Origin of the sequence: Marinomonas spartinae (genome assembly GCF_900089775.1) — a bacterium.
GTDB classification, from domain to species: domain Bacteria; phylum Pseudomonadota; class Gammaproteobacteria; order Pseudomonadales; family Marinomonadaceae; genus Marinomonas; species Marinomonas spartinae.
In genome coordinates this window covers 380,198-392,489 of the sequence record NZ_FLOB01000002.1, presented here as the reverse complement: position 1 = coordinate 392,489, position 12,292 = coordinate 380,198, and the positions used below count along the sequence as shown (strand labels likewise).

The following is a 12,292-nucleotide window of genomic DNA, read 5'->3' as shown; positions in this document are numbered from 1 at the left end:
ATGAGCGAGCCACATCCAACGGAAGAGTTTGAGCAAGAGCTGTTTTCACTCATTCATCGGTTGCTACCCGTCGATGGCATCCGTTTTTATATTTACGTGCCATGGGCACAATTAAAGCAGGAACTCAGCTCAGACCACGATCTTGATGATATGATGGAAAATTATCCAAAGAAGTATTGGTCCATCGATCCCATGCATCCCTCTCATTATGAGGGTACTGATAAAACCGTCATTAGTAATTCTCAACTTATGAGCCATGAAGCTTGGTCGCAAACCGAAATTCTCAATAAGTTCTACCGCCCAAATGGCTATTTCCACAACTGTGATATGTTTTTCCGACAGAGGGATCGCATTGTCGCGATTCTATCTATGGTACGCAAAAGCCCTGCTATACCCTTTACAGACGCAGAAATGGATCTGCTTCATCAGACTCAACCCTTTATCGAATATTGCTTGGAGAAGATGTATATCTCTGAACGAGCCCATAACCGCTCAAGTTTAATTGACGAATACCATCTCACGGCCCGCGAAGTCGACGTTATCGAAATTGCCCTCACAGGGGTCAGCAATAAGGTTCTCTGCCGACATTTGGGGATCTCATTACCCACTCTTAGAACTCATATGCAACGCATCTATAGTAAAGTAGATGTTCATTCTAATGCTGAACTGATCTCAAAACTGGCCAAATACGCCCTCTAAGCTTTATAACGGTTCGTAACCTTAATCTGTGATGAAACAGAGCATTAGCCTACCAGCATCCGCCACTTTCAAAAGGCTATTTGCTTGCTACCCAAGCGTTAGAGAAAATCTTAATAACAGAACCAAAAGTCTGCAAAAAGGCACTAGCAGAAGGCATGGAAAAGCCATACTGGAATGCGAAGAAGATAAACAGCATAACTGCCGTCCCACCTGAAAACGAATACTAGCAATAGAAACCTCCCTTCCATCACCACAAAATGAAAATCGCATTTTTTGTGATAGAAGGGAGTAGCTCGCATCATTTGAAACAATAATATCCTAGAGTTTTACGACTCTAGCTTAATTACTTGACAGGGATTCCCTAATGAGAACTGTCGATTACATTTTTAATTGTATCATCTTCATCTTTATTGATGAAAAAACCATAGTCTTCCAAGAAAAAGCTCGTTCTTATCTGTCTATTTTTATCTTGACTGTCATGACAAGTAATCATTTTAGCATTCCCTGATAGAGAAAAATAAAGCGTCGCTGCTGGGACTTTTTTCTCGACAACACAAGCAGTCACTTCTGGTTTTCCGTAATCTAACCCTGCAACACTGGTCGCCATATTTCTAGTCACTTGGTAACTGATATGACTGCCCACAATCATATCCTTCCAATCCCCCTTTAATACAAGGTTAGATAAAACAGTGCTGTCAGAGTTCCCATCGCCATAATTTGTTGTTGAGCTCAAGTTAATTAAACCCAAAAAGCTTAATTGTATATTTTTATAGGAGCTGTTATTAGTTCGTGTTTTTATTTTCCAAATGCCATTGGTTGTGGTCGATGACAACTCGCTCGTATCATTAAATGAGCTAGACTTATCTTCGAATGTTGATGTCCCTGTCATCCTATATTGTGAGATTTGCTTGATAGGCTCTTTCAACTTTTGTGAGGTTATTTCTCTCAACACTTCCTGCGGAATAGCCGTAAGAGTTTTGGTATCAACGATAGGCTTTTTAACGGGAGAAAAAAGAGGTTTATCTCTTAACTGATCTTTGGATCGACAAATCGCTCTTGCTATTACGTTTCTATAATCACTTGGATCTGAGGAAATCGCTTCGTAATCAATACGGTTCATAACAAGACCATCTGTAACACGAAATTGATCATCTACATCATAACCAACAAGTTGAGCGATTTTTTTTGATGAGCAGTCTATTAGATCCCCCTCAAACTTATATCCATATGGTGCCTGAAATGGAAGATCATAAGCTACTACTGGTTCATTGGATGCACTCCATAAAAAAATGTCACCACTTCTAGTCGTATGGAGACTATTAATATCCATTAAAATACCAGGTGTATTATTTTTCTTATCTCCATAACGAATAACACGCCAGTCACTTTTGGACTTACAGGCGTTCGATATATAAGGTGAAGAGTGTAATACTTGAGAAGAATAATCATTTAATCTCTTTGGCAAAGAGTATTTATCATAGCCTCCAGGATAAGGATAGACACGTTTAGGAGTAATTCTATAGTTCCAATATGTTTTATCATCATTGCAAGAAACAGAGACCTGTACTAAACCAGATGGAGTAACAACAGCAGCACTAACTTTGTTACTAATATGTAAAATACTATAAGGTATAACGTGAAGCTTTTTCGACAATTCCACTGAATAAGTACTAAGATCGGAATAGCTTTCATCACTTTTTTCTATAGCCATAGTAACGCATGAACTTAGTAATAGAAAAACAGTTAGCAGCAGCCTAACAAAGCACCTTTGTCCTATCATAAAACATCCCTCATCCTTCAAACAACCAAAAATCAATTAGTTATAATAAAAAATAATAAGCTACTCATTAAGTTTCATGCTTCATAAGAAATAAAACCAATAACATAACTCAACATTAAATACATTTTTGATAGGCTAAGAGAGGCTGTTTGATATGAAAATCCTTCTCATTAACACCATCCATGACAATAAATGAACGATACTATAAAAATATAATAAAAACCATAAAAAAACCCACCCCATCGTAAACATGGAAGCGTCTCTCTCTATAGATCGAAAGGGCGTCCTTGACGCTTGATAAGCCTACGCGGAGATATACGAGAAACGCCCCTATACGTCATTTGACGTATCCCCCTGGGTCATTCTGCGAATACATTTCTTGACGATTTCTATAGATACTGACTTGGCTTACTTAATTTGATTCAAGCCGTGTTGAACACGGTATTTAGATCATTCGCTCTCTCAAACGACAAGCCCATTAGAAGGAAAACTCGAACATGAAAATGAAGACGCTAGTTTCCGCTATAGCCTTAACTGGGGCGACGCTGATCCCCCTGCCATCGTTGGCCGCCGATACGATTAAGGTCGGGGTGTTGCATTCGCTTTCTGGCACCATGGCGATTTCTGAAAGCACACTAAAAGATACCGTGTTAATGCTGATCAAGGAGCAAAATGCCAAAGGTGGTTTGCTGGGTAAGAAACTTGTTCCTGTGGTCGTAGACCCTGCCTCTAACTGGCCGTTGTTTGCGGAAAAAGCCCGCGAGTTAATCAGTAAAGACCATGTAAGTGTGATCTTCGGTTGCTGGACGTCGGTCTCCCGTAAATCTGTGTTGCCAGTATTAGAAGAACTCAATGGCTTGATGTTCTACCCGGTGCAATTCGAAGGGGAAGAGTCCTCTAAAAATATTTTTTACACTGGCGCCGCGCCAAATCAGCAAGCGATTCCTGCGGTGAATTACCTAATAAACGATTTGGGTGTGAAACGTTTCGTTCTTGCCGGTACAGATTACGTTTACCCTCGTACCACCAATAAAATTCTTGAAGCCTATTTAAAATCGAAAGGCATTCCGGCCAAAGACATTATGGTCAATTACACCCCATTTGGTCAGTCTGATTGGCAGTCTATCGTTTCTCAGATCAAAAAATTCGGTAGCCAAGGAGTAAAAACAGCCGTTATTTCCACCATTAATGGTGATGCGAACGTACCTTTCTATAAAGAGTTAGCGAACCAAGGGATTTCCTCGGAAGACATTCCTGTGGTTGCCTTCTCCGTGGGAGAACAGGAATTGTCTGGTATTGATACCAAACCCTTGGTGGGGCATTTAGCGGCATGGAACTATTTTGAAAGCGTTGATACGCCAGAAAATGAGAAATTTATTAAAGAATGGAAAGCCTATAAACACGACCCGAATGCCGTCACCAACGACCCAATGGAAGCTACCTATATTGGCTTTAATATGTGGGTCGATGCCGTGAAAAAAGCCGGTACGACGAATGTCGATGCGGTGGAAAAAGCCATGATTGGTCAGAAGTTTCCAAACTTAACAGGCGGTATGGCAGTGATGGGCAAAAACCATTACCTCAGCAAACCGGTTCTGATTGGCGAAATTCAAGACGATGGTCAATTCGAAACCGTCTGGCAGACAGATAAAACCGTCCCTGGAGACGCTTGGTCCAACTATTTACCAAGCTCTAAAAACATCATTGCGGATTGGACCTCGCCAATTAACTGTGGCCATTACAACACAGTCACCAAGCAATGTTCTGGCGGAAACTGATCATACGTCATTGGATATGACCTATTGAATGAATGCATTTGACCCTCCCAGGTTAATGTTGGCTCTCTTCTAAGCGGTTAGCAGAGAGCCCTTTTTCCTCACGGTACGAAGTCATTGCTACATCCTATTCATCTCGATCTTTTTGCCCCTTCATAACCATTCCATGGAGTATCGCTTTGAGACATTTACTTGCCTTTTGCTGTTGCCTTTTGGGGCTGCTATTGCCTTTGGCGCACTGCGCTGAAACCAAGCAAGCCCCACTGGCGCAAGGCGCTGAATCTAATACAACCGCCAATCAACCACCAGCAAACATCGCCCCTTTGGTGCTTGATCTGACTCAAGCAAAACTCAATAAATTATTGCCCATCCTGAAACAGCTAGAAGCTGTCAGTGATGAATCCATGGTGCCACTGTTCCATGCCATGATGCATGGTGATTTGTACTTTATTAAAGCCAATCGTCAACTTGTTGTCGCAACAGAAGAGTCGGGACAACGTCTTTACAAAGGTTTATACAGCCATGTCTTGATGCCCAGTATCAGTGAAGACGACCTGAAAAAAATACGCGTTAATAATCGCCTACGCGGGTATTTGCGTAATGCCATTGCACGAGTGCATTTAACCGCCGCTTCTCCAGACGTCAGAGAAGCAGCGGTACGCGAGCTATTGGCCCATTTGGATAAAGATACGATCGCCACACTGGAGCGCTTGTATCCGAATGAACCCAATAAAAAAGTGAAAGAGACAATGGGCTTGGCCTTAGCCATGAATACCGCATCGCAAACCAACCTCCCTGACTCAACACGTATCGCCGCCATTGACCGTTTGTCCACCAGCTTGGAAAACGATGTACGTAATAAACTGACGACCTTAACCTATCAAGATAATCCTGCCATTAAGAGCGCCGCTCAAACAGCACTTAAACACATTGCCCAACGAGTGGAACGCTTTAACTTTTTAAACCAATTATTCTTTGGTCTGAGCCTTGGTTCTGTCTTGTTGCTAGCCTCCATTGGCTTGGCGATTACCTTTGGTGTCATGGGAGTCATTAATATGGCCCACGGCGAGATGATCATGCTTGGCGCTTACACCACCTATGTAGTGCAATTGATGATGCCAAATTACATTGACTATTCTATCTGGGTAGCGATCCCTGCAGCCTTTTTGGTATCGGGATCGGTCGGCGTATTAATCGAACGATTGGTGATTCGTCATCTTCATGGCCGTCCATTGGAAACCTTACTGGCAACCTTTGGTATCAGCTTGATTCTGCAACAGCTGGTGCGCACCATTTTCTCTCCCTTAAACCGTCAAGTGTCCTCACCCAGTTGGATGAGCGGCTCTTGGGAAATCAATCCTGTGTTCTCCCTTACACTAAACCGTTTGTACATTTTGGCTTTTTCACTTTTGGTGTTTCTCGTTCTGGTGATGGTGCTGAAGAAAACCTCATTGGGTTTAAACGTTCGAGCGGTATCACAAAACCGCAATATGGCAAAAGCCATGGGGGTTCGAACCGCCTGGGTAGATGCCATGACATTCGGCTTAGGTTCCGGTATCGCTGGCATTGCAGGCGTGGCCTTAAGCCAACTGACCAACGTCGGGCCAAATTTAGGACAAGACTACATCATCAACTCTTTTATGGTGGTGGTGTTTGGCGGAGTCGGCAACTTGCTGGGCACCCTGGTGGCGGCTTTTTCATTGGGGATTGCCACCAAGTTCTTAGAACCCGTCACAGGTGCAGTATTGTCTGCCATTTTAGTACTGGTGTTCATTATTCTCTTTATTCAAAAACGTCCTAAAGGACTCTTTCCACAAAAAGGGAGGGCCGCAGAATGAGCCGTCTTAGTCAGTATTTTTCCGCTGGACGTACCTCTGGCAAGCACACTATGCCGTTTGTGGTGATCTTGTTGGCGCTCACCGCTTTTGCTTGTTTGTCTAACTTGTTACTGCCTGCGGACTCTGTCTTCCATGTGAGTACTTACTCCATTACCTTGCTGGGTAAGTATCTGTGCTATGCCATGCTGGCATTGGCTGTGGATATTATCTGGGGCTATTGCGGAATATTAAGTTTGGGCCACGGCGCTTTTTTCGCCTTGGGCGGTTACGCCATGGGGATGTATTTAATGCGTCAAATTGGTGACCGTGGAGTGTATGGCAACCCTAATCTACCCGATTTTATGATCTTCCTGGGTTGGAAGCAGTTACCTTGGTTCTGGCACGGCATGGATCACTTTTGGCTTGCCATGATCATGGTAGTGCTCGTCCCTGGCCTATTGGCGTTTGTGTTCGGTTGGCTGGCGTTTCGTTCCCGTGTAACGGGCGTCTATTTGTCCATCATGACACAAGCACTGACGTATGCGTTGATGCTGGCTTTCTTTCGTAACGAGATGGGCTTTGGTGGCAATAATGGCTTAACGGATTTTAAAGACATCCTTGGTTTTGATTTGCAATCGGATCATACCCGTGTGGCGCTCTTTGCCATTACGGGTGTCATTCTGGCGTTGCTGTTTGTCATATGCCAAAAAATCCTCTCCTCCCGTTTTGGTAAGGTAATTCTAGCCATTCGTGATGCCGAAGCTCGCTCGCGTTTTATTGGCTATCGAACTGATCATTATAAAGTGTGGTTGTTTGTCTTCTCCGCAGTCATTGCGGGGATTGCCGGAGCGTTATATGTGCCACAAGTGGGCATTATTAACCCGGGCGAATTCTCTCCCATCAACTCCATTGAAATGGTCATTTGGGTAGCAGTAGGTGGTCGAGGTACCTTGATTGGGGCGATCATTGGAGCCCTATTAGTCAATTATGCGAAAACTCGCTTTACCGCCATTATGCCGGATGCTTGGCTGTTCGCTCTGGGAGCAATGTTTGTGCTCGTCACCTTGTATTTACCCAAAGGACTGGTAGGCGTATACGCACAGCTTATGAGTAAACACAGCTCAAAAACGCCACCAACACCACCCGCCAATACCACCGCATCTGTCAAGGAGTCTAACGCATGAAAGCGATTGATAACGCTGTAGGCAGCTTACGTGAGACGTTTCGCCCCGATCAAGTATGGCCGTTTCTTGCCCCAGAAAACAACAAAGTGAATGTGGACAAGAACATCATTCTCTATGTAGAAGGTTTGAACCTGAGTTTTGATGGCTTTAAAGCCCTCAATAACCTTAACCTCTATGTGAACGATGGTGAATTGCGCTGCTTGATTGGCGCCAATGGAGCCGGCAAAACCACCTTGATGGATGTGATCACAGGCAAAACCCAATGCGATGCTGGCACAGTGTATTTTGGTCAAACCCAAAACTTGCTGAGCAAAGACGAAGCGCAAATAGCTCAACTCGGTATCGGTCGTAAATTCCAAAAACCCACGGTATTTGAAGAACAAACCGTATTCGATAATTTGGAACTATCACTGAAAACCGATAAACGTGTGCTACCGACCCTGTTTTCCCGTTTAACTCCCACGCAAATAGATCGTATTGATGAGGTGTTAAAAATCATCGGTTTAGCGCAACAACGCTTTATGCTGGCTGGCGCTTTATCTCATGGGCAAAAACAGTGGCTGGAAATCGGCATGTTATTGGCGTCTGATCCCAGACTTTTGCTGATTGACGAACCCGTCGCGGGCATGACACCACAGGAAACCGAGCGCACGGCAGAGCTACTAACCTCCCTTGCAGGCGAGCGCACCGTTATTGTCGTCGAGCACGATATGGAATTTGTGCGCAGCATCGCACGAACAGTTACGGTCCTACATCAGGGCTCGGTACTGGCTGAAGGCACGATGGATCAAATTCAAAACAATAAAGATGTGATTGAGGTCTACCTTGGCGAAAGCGAAGACGGCACAGCGACAGGAGAAGAAGTATGATATCCATTAACAATGTCGATCAATTATACGGTGGCACACAAATCCTCTGGGGGCTGGATTTAACAATCAAACCGGGCTCTATTACCTGCATCATGGGCCGCAACGGTGTCGGAAAAACCACACTACTTAAAGCCATTATGGGATTACTCCCCATCCAAAGTGGCGAAATCACCATGGATGGTGAGGTGTTAAATAAGCAGAGTGCTGAAAAACGCGCCTACGCTGGCATAGGCTATGTACCACAGGGTCGCGATATTTTCCCCATGCTCACCGTAGAAGAAAACCTGCGCATTGGTTTGCCCGTTCGCAGCAAGCGCGCTAAAGATTCTCTACAAGGAACACTAAAAGATAGTCCAAAGGACATCCCTGATAAAATTTTTGAGCTTTTTCCGGTGTTAAAAGACATGCTGCATCGCCGTGGTGGCGATTTGTCCGGTGGCCAGCAACAGCAACTTGCCATCGGTCGAGCCTTAGTAATTGAACCCAAAGTACTGATTCTAGACGAACCTAACGAAGGAATTCAGCCAAACATTGTAAAGCAAATTGGCGATGTGATTCTCAAGCTCAATAAAGAGGAAAACCTCACCGTTATTCTGGTGGAGCAGAAGCTAGGCTTCGCAAAACGTGTTGGTAAAGAGTTTCGTTTAATGGAAAAAGGTCGTATTGTCGCGTCTGATGATATGGACAAACTTGATGAGAAACTGATAAAACAGTATCTCGCCGTGTGAAAATTTTATTTCATACCCCATGTTTGCAAAGACTAGACCCGCAATATCCAAAACATTAGGGAATCGATGAACAACACACATAATCTTGCCTTGGAGGATGAAACCGCTCTCCAAGATGGAACCGATCCCCAAGGCAACACATCACCAGTCACAAGGCCTGGTAAGCAAGCCTCATCTTGGCATGCTTTTTTAACCTTAGGGCTAGCCAAAACTGCCCGTGGTACAGTGCTGAAAACCTGTGATCACCAAGGCCCGCTTTATGTTCAAAAACCCTTTTACCCTGAAGGCCCAGCAGTCGCCCACATTTATTTGTTGCATCCTCCTGGCGGTATGGTCTCGGGAGATCGCTTAACCATCACCGCCCACCTCGCGGAAAACACCCACACGCTCATCACCACGCCAGGTGCTGGGCGTGCTTATCGTGCCCGTGAAGACAAAACCTTACAGCATCAAACCGTTGAGTTGAACGTTGCTCACAACAGCATTATGGAATGGTTACCTCAGGAGACCATTCTCTACCCAAACGCCCATGTTCGCCTAGAAAACCGTATTAATCTCACCGGTAATGCAACCTTCATTGGCTGGGAAGTTACTTGTTTTGGCTTACCAGCGAACCAAGAAACCTTTGAAGCTGGCCACGCCGAGCAAGGCTTGCAGATTTATCAAAATGGTCGCCTAAAAGTACGTGAACGACTCGTTATTGACGACCAGAGCCGAGGGATATTCACAGCGAAAGCGGGGCTAGACAACAAACCAGTAAATGGCCTAATGATTGCAGGCCCTTTTGACCAAAAACACAATTATGATGAACTCATCGATGCATTACGTGGCTTGTGCCAAGCCCATCCTGCATTAAGCGGCGCAACCCTAGTTGACGACTTTATCATGGTGCGCTGTATTCATCATGATAGCGAACAGGTAAAACAATTATTCACTCAATGCTGGCACCTACTTCGCCCAGCTTTGATTAACAAAGAGGCCTGTGAACCGAGAATTTGGGCAACGTAATCCTCCTCTCTCTTTACATAAGGGGAAGGAAAATTAACAACTAATAACGAAAGACAGAAAAAAGGCATTTAAGATGGAATTACTCCCAAGAGAAAAAGACAAACTTCTTGTTTTCACCGCTGCTCTGCTTGCCGAACGTCGCTTAAACCGTGGTTTGAAACTGAATTACCCTGAAGCCATGGCTTACATCACCATGGAAATCATTGAAGGCGCGCGCGATGGTAAAACCGTTGCTGAGCTAATGAGCTATGGCAAGACTTTATTAAGTGCCGATCAAGTGATGGACGGTGTGGTGGATTTGATTCATGAGGTTCAGGTGGAAGCCACCTTCCCTGATGGAACAAAACTAGTCACTGTTCACAACCCTATCAACTAGGTTCTTTTTAAAAGGAAAGCATCATGATTCCAGGTGAAATACAAGTTGCTAAAGGGGACATTGAGCTCAATGTTGGCCGTAAAACCGTCAAAGTTCGTGTCGAAAATACTGGAGATCGCCCTGTCCAAGTTGGCTCCCATTACCACTTCTACGAAGTTAATCCCGCTCTCTCTTTTGATCGTGAGTCTACTAAAGGCTTTCGACTCAACATCGCTTCGGGCACCGCTATTCGCTTCGAGCCAGGCCAAGGCCGGGAAGTGGAATTGGTGGAATACGCAGGTACCAAAACCATCTACGGTTTTCGTGGCGATGTCATGGGCACATTGGTAGGAGCAGAATAATGGCAAAGATGGATAGACAAAGTTACGCCCAAATGTTCGGCCCCACTACGGGAGATCGTGTGCGTTTAGGGGATACTGACCTTTGGATTCAAGTGGAAAAAGATTTCACCACCTATGGTGATGAAGTGAAATTTGGCGGTGGTAAAGTCATCCGTGATGGTATGGGACAGAGCCAAGTCACCAATGACATCGCCGTAGATCTGGTCATCACCAATGCTCTAGTGCTAGACCACTGGGGCATTGTAAAAGGCGATGTTGGCATCAAAGAAGGCCGTATTGTCAAAGTCGGCAAAGCGGGGAATCCAGATGTTCAGGACAATGTAGACATTGTGGTTGGGCCTGGGACGGAAGTGATTGCAGGGGAAGGCTCAATCCTTACCGCAGGTGGCATCGATGCACACATTCACTTCATTTGTCCGCAGCAAATTGAAGAAGCGCTGACCTCTGGCGTCACAACCATGTTCGGCGGTGGTACAGGTCCTGCGACGGGGACCAATGCAACCACTTGTACACCAGGGCCTTGGTACATAGGTAAAATGCTACAATCCACAGACAGCATGCCCATGAACCTAGGCTTCCTCGGCAAAGGCAACGCTAGTTTACCAGAGGCCTTAGAAGAACAGCTTGAAGCCGGCGCCTTTGGTTTAAAACTTCACGAAGACTGGGGCACCACACCCGCGTCCATTGATTGCTGCTTGAGTGTCGCGGAAAAATACGATGTACAAGTGGCAATACATACTGACACCTTAAACGAGTCCGGCTTTGTCGACAGCACCATTGGTGCCTTTAAAGACCGTGTGATTCACACTTATCATACCGAAGGCGCAGGTGGTGGACACGCACCAGATATTATCCAAGCGTGCTCTAACCCCAATGTTTTGCCTTCCTCCACCAACCCAACTCGACCCTACACACGCAATACCGTGGATGAGCATTTGGATATGTTGATGGTGTGTCACCATTTGGACAGCAATATTCCAGAAGACGTGGCCTTTGCCGATTCTCGTATTCGTAAAGAAACCATTGCTGCCGAAGACATTCTTCATGACCGGGGGGCGTTCAGTATGATTTCGTCTGACTCCCAAGCCATGGGCCGTGTTGGCGAAGTGATTACTCGCACATGGCAAACTGCCCATAAGATGAAACAGCAATTTGGTTTGCTACCAGAAGATGAAGAACTGGGAGCGGATAACTTCCGTGCTCGTCGTTATATCGCCAAGTACACCATTAATCCTGCTATAGCCCATGGCGTCAGTCACGAAGTAGGCTCCATCGAGCCGGGGAAATTAGCGGACTTGGTGTTATGGAAGCCCGCATTCTTTGGTGTCAAACCGTCAATGATTATTAAGGGCGGCATGATTGCCAGTGCGCCGATGGGTGACCCAAATGCGTCTATTCCAACACCGCAACCCGTTCACTACCGCCCTATGTTTGGTTCATTTGGCAAAGCTGCAGCAGCGACTTCTGTGACCTTTGTCTCGAAAGCGGCACTGAATAATGGACTAAAAGAAAAACTGGGGCTGGATCGTACCTTGGTGGCCTGCCAAAACACCCGCAGTATTTCCAAACTGGACATGGTGCATAACGATTGGTTGCCCAATATTACAGTCGACCCACAAACCTATGAAGTCCGTGCCGATGGGGAGTTGCTGACCTGTGAGCCTGCTGAGGTGTTACCACTTGCTCAACTCTATTGTTTATTCTAGGAATGTCTA

11 protein-coding genes are annotated in these 12,292 nt (G+C 45.3%); 10 read left to right on the top strand and 1 reads right to left on the bottom strand.

Annotated features, from left to right (window positions below):
• Entirely contained in the window at positions 1-699 is a 699-nt protein-coding gene (locus tag MSP8886_RS05865; protein ID WP_067013688.1) for a helix-turn-helix transcriptional regulator, read from the top strand.
• A gap of 361 nt (positions 700-1,060) precedes the next feature.
• On the opposite strand, the gene MSP8886_RS05860 is transcribed toward MSP8886_RS05865, so the two are convergent.
• Positions 1,061-2,410 (bottom strand): hypothetical protein, encoded by a 1,350-nt coding sequence (locus tag MSP8886_RS05860; protein WP_067013686.1) that lies wholly within the window; start codon positions 2,408-2,410, stop codon positions 1,061-1,063.
• Between the two features lie 566 nt (positions 2,411-2,976).
• Between MSP8886_RS05860 and urtA the strand changes: the two genes are divergently transcribed.
• The 9 genes from urtA to ureC all read left to right on the top strand — a co-directional run bounded on the left by urtA (position 2,977) and on the right by ureC (position 12,283).
• A complete protein-coding gene (gene urtA, locus MSP8886_RS05855) occupies positions 2,977-4,257 on the top strand; it encodes an urea ABC transporter substrate-binding protein (protein WP_067013684.1) in 1,281 nt (426 codons plus the stop codon).
• Positions 4,258-4,433: 176 nt separating this feature from the next.
• Positions 4,434-6,092 (top strand): urea ABC transporter permease subunit UrtB, encoded by a 1,659-nt coding sequence (urtB, locus tag MSP8886_RS05850; RefSeq protein WP_139063093.1) that lies wholly within the window; start codon positions 4,434-4,436, stop codon positions 6,090-6,092.
• Positions 6,089-7,255, top strand: coding sequence for an urea ABC transporter permease subunit UrtC (gene urtC, locus MSP8886_RS05845; RefSeq protein ID WP_067013682.1), 1,167 nt, complete (start codon positions 6,089-6,091; stop codon positions 7,253-7,255). Before urtB ends, urtC begins: the two co-directional genes overlap by 4 nt.
• Positions 7,252-8,124 (top strand): urea ABC transporter ATP-binding protein UrtD, encoded by an 873-nt coding sequence (gene urtD, locus MSP8886_RS05840; RefSeq protein WP_067013680.1) that lies wholly within the window; start codon positions 7,252-7,254, stop codon positions 8,122-8,124. Before urtC ends, urtD begins: the two co-directional genes overlap by 4 nt.
• Entirely contained in the window at positions 8,121-8,852 is a 732-nt protein-coding gene (urtE, locus tag MSP8886_RS05835; RefSeq protein WP_067013678.1) for an urea ABC transporter ATP-binding subunit UrtE, read from the top strand. Before urtD ends, urtE begins: the two co-directional genes overlap by 4 nt.
• Before the next feature lie 66 nt (positions 8,853-8,918).
• The gene (locus MSP8886_RS05830) at positions 8,919-9,860 is read left to right on the top strand and encodes an urease accessory protein UreD (protein WP_067013675.1); all 942 of its coding nucleotides are present in this window, start codon (positions 8,919-8,921) and stop codon (positions 9,858-9,860) included.
• Positions 9,861-9,933: 73 nt separating this feature from the next.
• Positions 9,934-10,236, top strand: a complete 303-nt coding sequence (locus MSP8886_RS05825) for an urease subunit gamma (RefSeq protein ID WP_067013674.1) — start codon at positions 9,934-9,936, stop codon at positions 10,234-10,236.
• Between the two features lie 23 nt (positions 10,237-10,259).
• Positions 10,260-10,577 carry an urease subunit beta gene (locus MSP8886_RS05820; protein ID WP_067013672.1) on the top strand — a complete coding sequence of 106 codons (318 nt, stop codon included), beginning with the start codon at positions 10,260-10,262 and terminating at the stop codon, positions 10,575-10,577.
• A complete protein-coding gene (gene ureC, locus MSP8886_RS05815) occupies positions 10,577-12,283 on the top strand; it encodes an urease subunit alpha (RefSeq protein ID WP_067013670.1) in 1,707 nt (568 codons plus the stop codon). The genes MSP8886_RS05820 and ureC overlap by 1 nt, the downstream gene beginning before the upstream one ends.
• Positions 12,284-12,292 lie beyond the last annotated feature (9 nt).

Bases quoted from the DNA above. Each gene is read 5' to 3' on its own strand.
- MSP8886_RS05865 (WP_067013688.1), top strand. From the start codon at position 1: ATGAGCGAGCCACATCCAACGGAAGAGTTTGAGCAAGAGCTGTTTTCA.
- MSP8886_RS05860 (WP_067013686.1), bottom strand. From the start codon at position 2,410: ATGGCTATAGAAAAAAGTGATGAAAGCTATTCCGATCTTAGTACTTAT.
- urtA (WP_067013684.1), top strand. From the start codon at position 2,977: ATGAAAATGAAGACGCTAGTTTCCGCTATAGCCTTAACTGGGGCGACG.
- urtC (WP_067013682.1), top strand. From the start codon at position 6,089: ATGAGCCGTCTTAGTCAGTATTTTTCCGCTGGACGTACCTCTGGCAAG.
- urtD (WP_067013680.1), top strand. From the start codon at position 7,252: ATGAAAGCGATTGATAACGCTGTAGGCAGCTTACGTGAGACGTTTCGC.
- urtE (WP_067013678.1), top strand. From the start codon at position 8,121: ATGATATCCATTAACAATGTCGATCAATTATACGGTGGCACACAAATC.
- MSP8886_RS05830 (WP_067013675.1), top strand. From the start codon at position 8,919: ATGAACAACACACATAATCTTGCCTTGGAGGATGAAACCGCTCTCCAA.
- MSP8886_RS05825 (WP_067013674.1), top strand. From the start codon at position 9,934: ATGGAATTACTCCCAAGAGAAAAAGACAAACTTCTTGTTTTCACCGCT.
- MSP8886_RS05820 (WP_067013672.1), top strand. From the start codon at position 10,260: ATGATTCCAGGTGAAATACAAGTTGCTAAAGGGGACATTGAGCTCAAT.
- ureC (WP_067013670.1), top strand. From the start codon at position 10,577: ATGGCAAAGATGGATAGACAAAGTTACGCCCAAATGTTCGGCCCCACT.